Source organism: Terrabacter sp. R4-6 (assembly GCF_057529065.1).
In genome coordinates, this window is record NZ_CP197224.1 from 4,419,393 (window position 1) to 4,432,852 (window position 13,460).

Here is a 13,460-nt window from a genome sequence, read left to right on the forward strand (position 1 = left end):
CCGCCACTAGGGTTGCGGTGTGAGCCGACTTCTCCTCCTCGACGGACACTCGCTGGCCTACCGCGCGTTCTTCGCGCTCCCCGCCGAGAACTTCTCGACGAGCACGGGGCAGCACACCAATGCCGTCTACGGCTTCACCTCGATGCTCATCAACATGCTGCGCGACGAGGAGCCGACGCACGTCGTCGTGGCCTTCGACAAGGCCCGCCAGTCGTTCCGCACCGACGAGTACGCCGAGTACAAGGCGGGCCGGGCGCGCACACCCGACGAGTTCCAGGGCCAGATCCCGCTCGTCAAGGAGATCCTCGACGCGCTCCGCATCCGCTACGTCGAGCTCGACGGCTACGAGGCCGACGACATCATCGCGACGTTCGCGACGCAGGCCGAGGCCCAGGACATCGACGTCCTCATCTGCTCGGGCGACCGCGACACCTTCCAGCTCGTCTCCGACAAGGTGACGATCCTCTACCCGGTCCGTGGTGTCTCCGAGGTGTCGCGGATGGGCCCTGCCCAGGTCGAGGAGAAGTACGGCGTCCCGCCGACCCGCTACAGCGACCTCGCGGCCATGGTCGGCGAGACCTCCGACAACCTGCCGGGCGTGCCCGGTGTCGGCCCGAAGACCGCGGCGAAGTGGATCACCCAGTACGGCGACCTCGACGGCATCGTCGCGAGCATCGACAAGATCCCGGGCAAGGCCGGGCAGTCGCTGCGCGACCACATCGACCAGGTCCTGCGCAACCGTCGGCTCAACCAGCTCGTCAAGGACAGCCCCGTGGGCGTCGAGGTCGAGGACCTCCAGCGCACGCAGTGGAGCCGCGAGGAGGTGCACACGGTCTTCGACGGGCTCGAGTTCCGCGTGCTGCGCGACCGGCTCTTCGCCACCGTCGAGGCCGCTGCACCCGAGGCCGAGGAGGGCTTCGACGTCGACGGCGAGGTCCTCGCACCCGAGGCCGTGCCGGCCTGGGTGGCCGAGCACCTCGCGTCCGACCAGCGTGCCGGTCTCTCCGTGGCCGGCACGTGGGCTCGGGGCACGGGTGACGCGAGCGGCGTGGCCGTGGCCGCACCCGACGGCAGCGCCGCGTGGATCGACCTGCAGACCCTGACCCCCGAGGGCGAGGCCGCGCTCGGCGGGTGGCTCGAGGACGCCGCGCGACCCAAGGCCATGCACGACGCCAAGGGGCCGATCGAGGCGCTCGGCGCCCGGGGCTGGACGCTCGGCGGCCTGACGAGCGACACCCAGCTCGCGGCATACCTCGTCAAGCCCGACCAGCGCACCTACCACCTCGACGACCTCGTGCTGCGCAACCTGCACCGCGAGCTCAGCGGTGCCGCGCCGACCGACGGCCAGGGCATGCTCGACTTCGGCGGCGACGCCGACGAGGTCGCCGCGCAGAAGGAGATGGTGCGCGCGACCGCCGTGCGCGACCTCGCCGACGTCCTCGACGAGCAGGTCGGCGCCACCGGCGGGGAGCAGCTGCTCGCGGAGGTCGAGATCCCGCTCGTCGGCGTCCTCGCCCGCATGGAGCGCACCGGCATCGCCGTCGACGTGGCCGGGCTCGAGTCCCTCGAGGGCGACTTCGCCGCCAAGGTCGCCCAGGCGCAGGAGGACGCGTGGGACGCCATCGACCGTCGCGACGTCAACCTCGGGTCGCCGAAGCAGCTGCAGGAGGTGCTCTTCGGCCAGCTCAACCTGCCCAAGACGAAGAAGACCAAGACGGGCTGGACCACCGACGCCGACGCGCTGTCCGACCTCTTCACCAAGACCGAGCACCCGTTCCTCGAGGCGCTGCTGCGCCACCGCGACGCCGCTCGCCTGCGGGTGACGGTCGAGGGACTGCAGAAGTCGGTGGCCGACGACGGGCGCATCCACACGACCTACCTGCAGACCATCGCCGCCACGGGCCGCCTCAGCTCGACCGAGCCCAACCTCCAGAACGTCCCGATCCGCACCGAGGAGGGTCGACGCATCCGCGAGCTCTTCGTCGTCGGTGACGGCTACGACGCGCTGATGTCGGCCGACTACTCCCAGATCGAGATGCGCGTCATGGCGCACCTGTCCGGCGACGAGGGCCTCATCGAGGCCTTCCGCACCGGCGAGGACCTCCACAACTTCGTCGGCTCGAAGGTCTTCGGGGTGGAGCCCGACGACGTCACCTCGGCCATGCGCTCCAAGGTCAAGGCCATGTCCTACGGCCTCGCCTACGGGCTGTCGGCCTTCGGCCTGTCCAAGCAGCTGACCATCAGCACCGAGGAGGCCCGCGGCCTCATGGACGGCTACTTCGAGCGGTTCGGCGGCGTCAGCGACTACCTCAAGGAGGTCGTCGCCGAGGCCCGCGGCACCGGCTACACCGCGACGATGTTCGGCCGACGGCGCTACCTGCCCGACCTGACGTCCGACAACCGCCAGCGCCGCGAGATGGCCGAGCGGATGGCGCTCAACGCCCCGATCCAGGGCTCGGCCGCCGACATCATGAAGGTCGCCATGATCGGCGTCGACCGCGCGCTCACCGACGCGGGCGCACGGTCGCGCGTGCTGCTCCAGGTCCACGACGAGCTCGTCCTCGAGGTCGCCGCAGGGGAGCGCGACGACGTCGAGAAGCTCGTGCGCCACGAGATGGGTCACGCCGCCGAGCTCGACGTGCCGCTCGACATCAACGTCGGCGTCGGTCACTCCTGGCACGACGCCGCCCACTGACGGGGCTGGGCACCCGGCACCGTCCGCGCGACGCTCCGTGGCCCGCCTACCCACTTCACGATGTCCGTTAGGTCACGTTCTGGCAACGGCGACGTGGTGTCCACCACTTGACACACCACGGACCCCACCGCACCTGCATACTGCTCGGTAACTTGCACCCGTCATCGGAGACGGGTGCTTTTACTGTGAGGTGGACATGGTCAGAAGCCTGGTCACAGGTCTGTGTCTCGCCGTCTTCGCGGCGGTCATCATCGGACTGAGCGACCTGCTCGGTCTCGACCTCGAGCACGTCGCCCTTCTCGGCGCGGCTCTCGGCGGTGTTCTCGGGCTCGTCCCGCACCGTCCTGCCTGGGGCAAGGTGGCGGGTTTCCTCGCCGGCTTCCTCCTGGCCTGGCTCGGCTTCGCGCTGCGTGCCGCCGTCCTCCCGGACTCGTCCGCGGGGCGCGCCGTCGCGGCCTTCGTCGTCGTGGCGCTCATCGCCGTCGTCGCCGCGGTCAGCCGTGGCCGTCTCCCGCTGTGGAGCGGGCTCGTGGGTGCGGCCTCGATCGTCGGCGCCTACGAGTCGGTCTACACGAACGCGCCCTCGCAGTTCCTCACCGAGTCGCCCGCGGCCGCCACCACGGTGCTGCTCGCCGTGGGTCTCGGCTATCTCGCCACGAACCTGCTTGCAGCACAGTCGGAACCGCACGCGTCGGCGCGGCCGCAGCCGGCCGTCGAGGCGAGGCGTGCCGAGCGCGACCAGCGCGACCAGCACGACCAGCACGACGACTCCTCCAGCACCACAGACCTCGATGACCTCGTGAAGGGAGCAGCACAGTGAGCAAGCGGACCCTCGCCACCATCGTCGCCGGCCTGGCGACCATGCCCACCCTCCTGCTGCTGGCAGCGTCGCCGGCGGCTGCCGCCGGGGACGGATCGGTGCAGGTCTCCAACACGGAGACGGTGCAGGCCTACCTCGACGCGACGGGCAACGTGGACGTCGCGCGCGTCTACGAGCAGGTGGCCATGAAGGGCCGCGGCACCGTCGACCTGCAGAACCCCATCGAGACCCAGGGCCTGCGCAACCTCGACGGCTTCAGCGGGTTCGACGTCAAGGACGGCGTCATGACCGGCAGCTTCGACGTGGACGGCGAGCAGCGCCTGCGCACCGTCAGCGACTTCACGAAGAAGCTGCCCCTCGAGGTCCGGGCCGCCTACACGCTGGACGGTCAGCCCGTCGAGCCCGGTGACCTGCTCGGCCGCAGCGGCCGTCTCGAGGTGCGCTACACGGTCAAGAACGTCACGGGCTCCTCGCAGCTCGTCACCTTCGACGACGGGACGGGCAACCAGGCGTCGGCGACGGAGGACGTCGTCATCCCCATGGTGGGCTCGCTCACCACGACGCTGCCGGGCACGTTCACGAACGTCAGCTCGAAGGAGGCCAACCTCGCGGGTGACGGGCGCGGCGGCACGAAGCTGACCTTCACGATGACGCTCTTCGGCCCCATCGGGACGCCCACCGCGACGTTCGGGTACGCCGCCGACATCGTGGACGGGACGCTTCCCAAGGCGTCCGTGTCCGCCCTGCCGGTCAGCCCGCTCGAGAGCCCGTCCTTCAAGGGCGGGGCCGAGAGCTACAAGGGCGGTGCCACGACGGGTGCCACCCTGACGGCCGGTGCGACCGAGATCGACACGAACCTCCTCAAGCTGCGTGACGGGGCGAGCACGCTCCTCGCGGGGCTGATCCAGCTGCGTGACGGCGCGAAGAAGCTCGATGCCGGCCTCGGGGCCCAGGCCCTGCCGGGCTCGCGCGAGCTCGCCAGTGGCGCCGGCCAGCTCAAGGACGGCACGTCCAAGCTGCGCGCCGGAGCGGGCGACGCGAAGGACGGCTCGGCCAAGCTGGCCGACGGCGCGACCCAGGTCGCGGACGGCAACAAGCAGCTGGACGCGGGCGCACAGAAGCTGAGCGGTGGCGCCGGTCAGGTCGACGACGGTGCCGGCCAGGTGGCCGGCGGTCTGCACCTCGTGGGCGAGAACGCGCCGGCCCTGCTGGACGGGCTCGCACAGGTGGCCGACGGTCTCGACCAGGTCGATGCCGGTCTCACCCAGCTCTACGACGGCGTCGGTGCGCTGCCGGACCAGGCGAAGCCGCTGCACGCGGGCATCGCGAAGGTGCGTGCCGGGCTCGGCGACAAGGGCCAGACCGGAACCCTCATCGACGGCGTCGACCAGATCCGCGGCGGGTTGGCGGAGGCCACCAAGGACGGCGGGAGCCTGGACCAGCTCACGGGCGGGGTCACCCAGTCCAAGGGGGGGGTCGACCAGTCCAAGGGTGGGGTCGACCAGTCCAAGGGCGGCGTGGACCAGGTCCGCGCCGGCCTCCAGGACGCCCTGAAGACAGGGGGCGGCATCGACCAGCTCGACGGTGGAGTGGCGCTGGCCAAGACCACCGACTGCGGCGCGGTGTGCCAAGGGATCCTCGGGCAGGTGCAGGCAGGACTCGGAGACCTCCGGACGAAGACGACGGCCGCAGCCGGCGGGCTCGGCTCGGTGTCGGACGGTCTGGGTCAGGTCTCCGGTGGCCTCGGTCAGGTGTCCACGGGCCTGGGTCAGGTGTCGGGTGGTCTGGGTCTGCTCAAGGGCAAGCTGAGCGACGCGGCCTTCGGGCTCGCCAAGGTCGAGTGCGGCCTGAGCAACACGACGCTCAAGGGGATCTGTGACCCCAAGGTGCCGGGCCTGCTCGAGGGCGTCGACCTCGTCGACGCCGGCGTGTCGACGCTCGTCGACGGCGTCGTCACGAAGGTCCAGGGCGGCATCGGCAGCCCGACCGACACGGCGAAGAACCGGACGCTGCGCGGGGGCGTCAACGACCTCCAGTACGGCGTGGACCTCCTCGGTCTCGGTGGCCTCGACCTGCTCGACGCCATCGACCAGCTCACGGTCGGGGCCGACCAGGTGCACGGCGGCACGTCGCAGGTGGCCCAGGGCGCCAAGGACCTCGGCGCGGGGGCCTCGAAGCTCGCCGACGGGTCGAGCCAGGTCGCCTCGGGTGCGGGTCAGCTCGATGCCGGCGTCGGCAAGCTCGCGGACGGCGCGGGTCAGCTCGACGACGGCGCGGGCAAGCTCAGTGACGGTGCCGGTCAGCTCTCCGACGGTCTTGCCGACGCGGCGGACGGCACGAGCCAGCTCGCTGCCGGCCTGACCGACGCGGCAGCCGGCGCGCCCCGGCTCAAGGACGGCGCGCAGCGTCTCTCCGACGAGGGCACGAAGAAGCTCGTCGCGGCCGGCAAGGCCACGGCGGCGGACTACGGCGAGAAGTACGCCCTCATCGAGATCGGTGCGCGGCGGGCCAAGGCCGAGGGGATGGCGTACGGCGCGCCCAAGGGCGCCATGGGCGCCACGGCGTACTCGTACGAGCTCGCGGGTGTCGACGGGCAGGGTTCGGCGAACCTGGGTCGGACCGCGGCGGCAGCCGCTGTGTTCGGCCTCGCCGGAGGCGCGGTCCTCCTGCGGCGCCGCTTCCTCTGACGGCAGTGTGACGACGCGGCCACGGATCCTTCGGGTCCGTGGCCGCCGTCGTGTGCCGGGACGCGGTCGTCGCCGGGGTCGATGCCGTCAAGCGGGCTTGTGGCAGACGAAGACGGCCGTGCCGGGGATGACCCGTCCACGCAGGGGCGACCAGCCGCCCCACGGCTCCTCGTGCCCCTCGGGCCACTCGGGCTCGACGAGGTCGACGAGGACGAGCCCTGCCGCCGTGATCTCCCGCACCCGGTCGCCCACCGTGCGGTGGTGCTCGACGTAGGTCGCGTGGCCCCGGTCGTCCTGCTCGACGTAGGGCGTCCGGTCGAAGTAGGAGTGGCGTGCCGTCAGGCCGCCCGGACCCGGGTCGTCGGGGAACGCCCACCGCACCGGGTGGGTCGTCGAGAACACGAAGCGCCCACCGGGGCGCAGCACGCGGGCGGCCTCCCGCATGACGACGGCCGAGTCCGCGACGAACGGCACGACCCCGTATGCCGTGAAGACCGTGTCGAAGGACGCGTCGGCGAAGGGGAGGGCGCGGCCGTCGCACTGCGCGAAGGGCACCCGGACGGGGTCGCCCGGGCCGTCGCCGAGGGCCTCGTTGACGGCGACGCCGGTGGCGACCATCCCCGCGGACAGGTCGGTGGCCACGACGGTCGCGCCGTGGGCCGCCAGCCACCGGGAGCACTGGCCCGAGCCGGCGCCGATCTCGAGGACGACCTGGCCCTCGGGGGCGCCGAGGAGCTGGGCGTCCTCCTCGCGGAGCCGCTCGGGACCCCAGACGAAGTCCGTGTCACCGAGGAACGACCCGTGCTCGACGTAGTACGACGTGGCTTCGGCGTCCCACCACGTGCGGTTCGCGGCGACCGTCTCGTCCGGGGGGGCGGGACGGCGGGTGGCCTCGGTGGGCGTGCTCACGGCATACGTGCTCTCTTTTGACCGGCTGGTGACAGCACGGATAGGATTGCCGTGCACATCCGTGTGCGCACGATCAATGTTGCACCTGTCCACAAGGCATCGTGGCGCAGGCCGTCAGGTCAGCCGCCCCGAGGTCCCCAATCTAACTGTCCACAATCGGAGTTCCTACTACATGACTGCCAACACGGTCGAGAAGACCGCGCCTGAGATCGCCATCAACGACATCGGCTCTCAGGAAGACATCCTTGCGGCGATCGACGCCACCATCAAGGACTTCAACGACGGCGACATCGTCGAGGGTCGCATCGTCAAGGTCGACCGGGACGAGGTCCTGCTCGACATCGGCTACAAGACCGAGGGCGTCATCCCCTCGCGCGAGCTGTCCATCAAGCACGACGTCGACCCGGGCGAGATCGTCAAGGTCGGTGACGAGGTCGAGGCCCTCGTCCTCCAGAAGGAGGACAAGGAAGGCCGTCTGATCCTGTCCAAGAAGCGTGCGCAGTACGAGCGCGCCTGGGGCACGATCGAGAAGGTCAAGGAGGAGGACGGCGTCGTCACCGGCACCGTCATCGAGGTCGTCAAGGGTGGTCTCATCCTCGACATCGGCCTCCGCGGCTTCCTCCCGGCCTCGCTCGTCGAGATGCGTCGTGTCCGCGACCTCCAGCCGTACGTCGGCAAGGAGATCGAGGCCAAGATCATCGAGCTCGACAAGAACCGCAACAACGTGGTCCTGTCGCGCCGTGCCTGGCTCGAGCAGACGCAGTCCGAGGTGCGCACGACGTTCCTCAAGGAGCTCCAGAAGGGCCAGGTCCGTTCGGGGGTCGTGTCCTCCATCGTCAACTTCGGTGCGTTCGTGGACCTCGGCGGCGTCGACGGTCTCGTCCACGTCTCCGAGCTGTCGTGGAAGCACATCGACCACCCGTCCGAGGTCGTCGAGGTCGGCACCGAGGTCACCGTCGAGGTGCTCGACGTCGACATGGACCGCGAGCGTGTCTCCCTGTCGCTGAAGGCGACGCAGGAGGACCCGTGGCAGCACTTCGCTCGCACGCACGCCATCGGCCAGGTCGTCCCCGGCAAGGTCACCAAGCTCGTCCCCTTCGGCGCGTTCGTGCGTGTCGAGGACGGCATCGAGGGCCTCGTCCACATCTCCGAGCTGGCCGAGCGCCACGTGGAGCTGCCGGAGCAGGTCGTCAACGTCGGCGACGAGATCTTCGTCAAGGTCATCGACATCGACCTCGAGCGTCGTCGCATCTCGCTGTCGCTCAAGCAGGCCAACGACCAGGCCGTCGCGGCGTCGGAGTTCGACCCGACGCTCTACGGCATGGCTGCCGAGTACGACGAGCAGGGCAACTACAAGTACCCCGAGGGCTTCGACCCGGAGACGAACGAGTGGCTCGAGGGCTTCGACGCCCAGCGCGAGAAGTGGGAGCGTCAGTACGCCGACGCCCACGCCCGCTGGGAGGCCCACAAGGCCCAGGTCGACGCCGCGACGAAGGCCGACGCCGAGGCTGCGGCCAACGCCGGCTCCGCGACGTCGTACTCGTCCGCGACCGGTGACGTGGCCGAGGCCGCTGACGCCGACCGTGGCGAGCGCGCACCGCGCAACGCCCCGGCCCCGGCCGAGGGCACCCTGGCTTCGGACGAGGCGCTCGCCGCGCTTCGCGAGAAGCTGACGGGCAACTGACGCCAGTCACTGCTCGGAGCGACACGCTCTGAAAGAGCCCCGGACCCCTGTGGTCCGGGGCTCTTTCGCGTGCTGCGCGCGTGGACCGCACGGGTCCGCTGGGGACAGGAGTTCAGACACGCGTTGAATGCCCGACGCACCAAAGCCGCAATCGGTGCACCGACGCGGCTAGGTTTGCCGAGTGCAGTCATCGGTGACCCAACCCCGCAGTGCCACGCCCGGATCCGGGGGACCCCCGCCCGAGGTGGGGCCGCCCCCGCGACGGTCGAGTGGACGGGCCTGGGAGTGGTCGCTCGCGGCCCTCCTGCTGCTGCCCAACCTCGTGCTGCTCATCGTCTTCACGTACCGTCCGCTGCTCGACAACATCAGGCTGTCGTTCACGGACTGGAACATCTCCTCGCCCATCGCCAACCCCGTGGGCCTGTCGAACTACATCGAGTGGTTCGGGCGCGACGACACGAAGATCATCGTGCGCAACACGCTGGTCTTCACGGTCGCGACGGTGGGCATCTCGATGGCCGTCGGGCTCGGCCTCGCCCTGCTGCTCGACCAGAAGCTCAGGGGTCGCAACCTCGTCCGCTCGGTCGTGTTCGCGCCGTTCGTCATCTCGGGCGCCGCGATCGGCATCGCCTTCCAGTTCGTCTTCGACCCCAACTACGGCCTCATCCGCGACCTGCTGGTCCGCATCGGCGTCGGGGTGCCGGACTTCTACCAGCAGCCGGGCTGGGCCCTGTTCATGGTCACCGTGACCTACATCTGGAAGAACATCGGCTACACCTTCGTCATCTACCTCGCCGCCCTGCAGGGCCGGCGGGCCGACCTCGACGAGGCGGCCGAGATCGACGGCGCCTCCGCCTGGACCCGCTTCCGGCGCGTCCTCATGCCGCAGCTGCGCCCGACGACGTTCTTCCTGTCGATCACGGTGCTGCTCAGCTCGGTGCAGGTCTTCGACATCATCAACGTCATGACCCGCGGCGGCCCGCAGGGCAACGCCACGACCACCCTCGTCTACCAGGTCTACCAGGAGACGTTCGTCAACCAGCGCGCCGGCTACGGCGCCACCGTCGCCACCGTCATGTTCGTCATCCTGCTGGCCGTCACGGTCGTCCAGGTGCGCTTCATGGACAGGGGGAAGAAGGCATGAGCACCTCCACCATCGTCGGGACGTTGGACGACGAGAAGGCCCCGCCGACCCGGACCCGCCGGCAGCGTCGCCGGGAAGCCCACAACGTCGAGGCCTCGACGCACAACCGCGGACCCGTCTGGACCGCCGCGGGCTACGCCGGGATGGTCCTCGTCGTCCTCGTCGTCGCGGTCCCGCTCTTCTGGATCCTCCTCACCTCGTTCAAGGAGCGGGGAGACATCTACGTGCGTCCGGCCCAGTGGTGGCCGGACCCCGCGACGACCCAGAACTACAGCGAGCTGACGACCCGCATCCCGTTCTTCGACTACGTCCGCAACTCGGTGATCATCACGACGGCGACGTCGCTCGCCAAGATCATCCTCGGCGTTATCAGCGCGTACGCCCTGTCTTTGCTGCGTTTCCCGGGACGCTCGATCGTCTTCCTCGTCGTCATCGCGGCACTCATGGTGCCCAACCAGATCACCGTCATCAGCAACTACGCCCTCGTGGCGCAGCTCGGCTGGCGCAACACCTACCAGGGCATCATCATCCCGCTGGCCGGCGTCGCCTTCGGCACCTTCCTCATGCGCAACCAGTTCCTCAACCTGCCCGGCGAGATCATCGAGGCGGCCCGCCTCGACGGCGCCGGACCGATGAAGCTGCTGTGGCGGGTCGTCATGCCGATGTCGTGGCCGACGCTGGTCGCGTTCGCGCTCATCACGGTCGTCAACGAGTGGAACGAGTACCTCTGGCCGTTCCTCATGTCCGACGACGAGTCGACGGCCACCCTGCCCGTCGGTCTGACGTTCCTGCAGAACAACGACGGCGTCACGAACTGGGGACCAGTCATGGCAGGCACCGTGCTGGCGATGCTGCCGATCCTCGTGCTGTTCCTCTTCCTCCAGCGCCAGATGATCAAGGGACTCACGGCGGGGGCCGTGAAGAGCTGAACCCGGCTCTGCTGTATACCGATCCATCTCAACGACCCCACCCACCACCACAGGGAAAGGCACCATCCATGAACGAGTTCTCACGTCGAGGCTTCCTCGGTCTCGCCGGCGCGGCCGGCGTCGCCGGTCTCGCGGCCTGCGCGGGCACCGGTACCTCGCCGACGACCGGCGGCGGTGGCGGCTCGAGCAACACCATCGAGTTCTGGAGCAACCACCCCGGCAACAGCAAGCCGGTCGAGCAGCAGATCATCAAGGCCTTCGAGGCGGCCAACCCGGGCCTCAAGGTCAAGCTCGTCGACGCCGGCAAGAACTACGAGGAGGTCGCGCAGAAGTTCAACGCCTCCCTCGCCGGCGGTTCGCTGCCCGACGTCGTCGTCGTCTCGGACGTCACGTGGTTCAACTTCGCGCTCAACAAGCAGCTGAGCCCGCTCGACGAGCTGCTGTCGACGGCGAAGCTCGACACGAGCGACTACGTCGACGCGCTGTACAACGACTACAACCTCGACGACAAGCACTACGCGCTGCCGTTCTCGCGGTCGACGCCGCTCTTCTACTACAACAAGGACCTCTGGAAGGCGGCCGGTCTCGAGGACCGTGGCCCGAAGGACTGGGACGAGTTCCTCACGTGGGCACCGAAGCTCAAGGCGGCTGCCGGCTCCGACAAGATCGTCATGGAGCTGCCCGACGGCTCGAACTACCTCGACTGGGTCTTCCAGAACATCGTGTGGGGCTACGGCGGTGCCTACTCGAAGGAGTGGACGCCCACGTTCTCGGACCCCAACACGGTCAAGGCGGGCACCTACCTGCAGAACCTCGCCAAGGACGGCTACCTCAAGCTGTCCAAGGACCCGGCGCCCGACTTCACGGCGGGCATCGTCGGCTGCAGCATGATGTCGACGGGCTCGCTCGGCGGCGTGGCCAAGGACGCGAAGTTCCCCGTGGGCACGGCCTTCCTGCCCGGTGACGGCAACTGCCCCACCGGCGGTGCGGGTGTCGGCATCCCGGCGAACATCTCCGACGAGCGCAAGAAGAACGCCCTGAAGTTCATCGAGTTCCTCACGAACGCCGAGAACACCGTGACGTTCACGCAGGCCACCGGCTACATGCCCGTGCGCAAGTCGGCGGTCGACCTCCCGGCGGAGCAGGCCTTCCTCGAGAAGAACCCGAACGCCAAGACGGCGATCGAGCAGCTGCCCAAGACGCGGTCGCAGGACAACGTCCGCGTGCTGCTGCCCGGTGGCGGCGCCCGCATCGGCAAGGGCCTCGACCAGATCGTCCAGGGCCAGGACGTCGCGACCGTCTTCAAGGGTCTCGACGCCGAGAGCCAGCAGGTCTTCGACTCGCAGATCAAGAGCAAGCTCGGCGCCTGACGCGCCACCGCACCACCGCTCCACCCCGGTCGTATGCCGTCCGGCGGGCTCCGCACGGACCCGCCGGACGGCTACCACCCCCGAACCAGAACGACCCGAGAGGCCACCGATGGCAACCGTGTACTTCGACGAGGCGACTCGTCGGTTCTCCAAGGACGACGCCCCGGCGGTCGACGGCATCACGCTCGACATCGCCGACGGTGAGTTCCTCGTCCTCGTCGGCCCCTCGGGCTGCGGCAAGTCGACGACCCTGCGGATGCTCGCGGGTCTCGAGCCCGTCGACGGCGGGCGCATTCTCGTCGACGGCCACGACCAGAAGGGGGTGCGCCCCCGTGACCGCGACATCGCCATGGTCTTCCAGAGCTACGCGCTCTACCCGAACATGTCGGCCGCCCAGAACATGGCCTTCGCGCTCGACAACGCGAAGGTGAGCAAGGCCGAGACGAAGCAGCGCGTCGCCGAGGCCGCCAAGATCCTCGAGCTCGAGCCGCTGCTCGACCGCAAGCCCGGCCAGATGTCGGGCGGTCAGCGCCAGCGCGTCGCCATGGGTCGTGCGATCGTGCGCAACCCCAAGGTCTTCTGCATGGACGAGCCGCTGTCCAACCTCGACGCCAAGCTGCGCGTCTCCACGCGGTCGCAGATCGCCGGGCTCCAGCGCCGGCTCGGCATCACGACCGTGTACGTCACCCACGACCAGGTCGAGGCGATGACGATGGGCCACCGCGTCGCGGTGCTGCGCGACGGGAAGCTCCAGCAGGTCGACACGCCGGAGCGGCTCTACGACCACCCGGTCAACACCTTCGTCGCGGCCTTCATCGGCTCGCCCGCGATCACGCTCGTCGAGTCCGACGTGCGCGAGGGCGTGGCCCGCGTCCACGGCGTCCCGGTGCCCCTCGACCGCGCCGTCGCCGGTCGCGCGGGGGAGAGGGTCGTCGTCGGTCTGCGCCCGGAGTCGTGGCACGTCGTGGAGACGCCCGCGGGAGGGGGGAGCAACGGGTCCGACCCTTCGGCCCTCGCGCTCAACGTCGAGCTCGTCGAGTCGCTGGGCTCGGAGTCGTTCGTCTACGGTCGCCCGGTCGGCGCCGAGGAGGGCTCCGACCGCGTCACCGTGCGCCTCGACAAGCGCACGCACCTGACCGTCGGCGACACCGTGCACGTCGAGCCCAACCACGGCGAGGTCCACCTCTTCGACGCGGCCTCCGGCGAGCGGATCGAGGCCTGA

The 13,460-nt window shown here is 69.7% G+C and carries 9 protein-coding genes; 8 read left to right on the forward strand and 1 reads right to left on the reverse strand.

Annotation, left to right across the window (positions count from 1 at the left end; translation table 11 throughout):
* Positions 1 to 19: 19 nt before the first annotated feature.
* The 3 genes from polA (at position 20) to ACSSS0_RS20415 (ending at position 6,202) form a co-directional block, all read left to right on the forward strand.
* Entirely contained in the window at positions 20 to 2,695 is a 2,676-nt protein-coding gene (polA, locus tag ACSSS0_RS20405; RefSeq protein WP_487229427.1) for a DNA polymerase I, read from the forward strand.
* 196 nt (positions 2,696 to 2,891) lie between these two features.
* On the forward strand, positions 2,892 to 3,515 hold the full coding sequence (locus ACSSS0_RS20410; RefSeq protein WP_435986184.1) for a hypothetical protein: 624 nt from the start codon (positions 2,892 to 2,894) through the stop codon (positions 3,513 to 3,515).
* Positions 3,512 to 6,202 carry a hypothetical protein gene (locus ACSSS0_RS20415; RefSeq protein WP_487229428.1) on the forward strand — a complete coding sequence of 897 codons (2,691 nt, stop codon included), beginning with the start codon at positions 3,512 to 3,514 and terminating at the stop codon, positions 6,200 to 6,202. Before ACSSS0_RS20410 ends, ACSSS0_RS20415 begins: the two co-directional genes overlap by 4 nt.
* Before the next feature lie 87 nt (positions 6,203 to 6,289).
* On the opposite strand, the gene ACSSS0_RS20420 is transcribed toward ACSSS0_RS20415, so the two are convergent.
* Positions 6,290 to 7,111, reverse strand: a complete 822-nt coding sequence (locus ACSSS0_RS20420) for a class I SAM-dependent methyltransferase (RefSeq protein ID WP_487229429.1) — start codon at positions 7,109 to 7,111, stop codon at positions 6,290 to 6,292.
* A 172-nt stretch (positions 7,112 to 7,283) separates the two neighbouring features.
* On the opposite strand from ACSSS0_RS20420, the gene rpsA reads away from it, so the two are divergent.
* The 5 genes from rpsA to ACSSS0_RS20445 all read left to right on the forward strand — a co-directional run bounded on the left by rpsA (position 7,284) and on the right by ACSSS0_RS20445 (position 13,460).
* Positions 7,284 to 8,795 carry a 30S ribosomal protein S1 gene (rpsA, locus tag ACSSS0_RS20425; protein ID WP_435986181.1) on the forward strand — a complete coding sequence of 504 codons (1,512 nt, stop codon included), beginning with the start codon at positions 7,284 to 7,286 and terminating at the stop codon, positions 8,793 to 8,795.
* Positions 8,796 to 8,976: 181 nt separating this feature from the next.
* Complete coding sequence (locus ACSSS0_RS20430) at positions 8,977 to 9,939, forward strand: carbohydrate ABC transporter permease (protein WP_435986180.1); 963 nt, start codon at positions 8,977 to 8,979, stop codon at positions 9,937 to 9,939.
* The gene (locus ACSSS0_RS20435; protein ID WP_487229430.1) at positions 9,936 to 10,868 is read left to right on the forward strand and encodes a carbohydrate ABC transporter permease; all 933 of its coding nucleotides are present in this window, start codon (positions 9,936 to 9,938) and stop codon (positions 10,866 to 10,868) included. Before ACSSS0_RS20430 ends, ACSSS0_RS20435 begins: the two co-directional genes overlap by 4 nt.
* A 68-nt stretch (positions 10,869 to 10,936) precedes the next feature.
* The gene (locus ACSSS0_RS20440) at positions 10,937 to 12,238 is read left to right on the forward strand and encodes an ABC transporter substrate-binding protein (RefSeq protein ID WP_487229431.1); all 1,302 of its coding nucleotides are present in this window, start codon (positions 10,937 to 10,939) and stop codon (positions 12,236 to 12,238) included.
* A 109-nt stretch (positions 12,239 to 12,347) separates the two neighbouring features.
* The gene (locus tag ACSSS0_RS20445) at positions 12,348 to 13,460 is read left to right on the forward strand and encodes an ABC transporter ATP-binding protein (protein WP_435986177.1); all 1,113 of its coding nucleotides are present in this window, start codon (positions 12,348 to 12,350) and stop codon (positions 13,458 to 13,460) included.

What these genes read in the sequence shown, in the direction of transcription:
- ACSSS0_RS20410 (WP_435986184.1), top strand. Translation starts at nt 2,892, where the DNA reads ATGGTCAGAAGCCTGGTCACAGGTCTGTGTCTCGCCGTCTTCGCGGCG.
- rpsA (WP_435986181.1), top strand. Translation starts at nt 7,284, where the DNA reads ATGACTGCCAACACGGTCGAGAAGACCGCGCCTGAGATCGCCATCAAC.
- ACSSS0_RS20435 (WP_487229430.1), top strand. Translation starts at nt 9,936, where the DNA reads ATGAGCACCTCCACCATCGTCGGGACGTTGGACGACGAGAAGGCCCCG.
- ACSSS0_RS20440 (WP_487229431.1), top strand. Translation starts at nt 10,937, where the DNA reads ATGAACGAGTTCTCACGTCGAGGCTTCCTCGGTCTCGCCGGCGCGGCC.
- ACSSS0_RS20445 (WP_435986177.1), top strand. Translation starts at nt 12,348, where the DNA reads ATGGCAACCGTGTACTTCGACGAGGCGACTCGTCGGTTCTCCAAGGAC.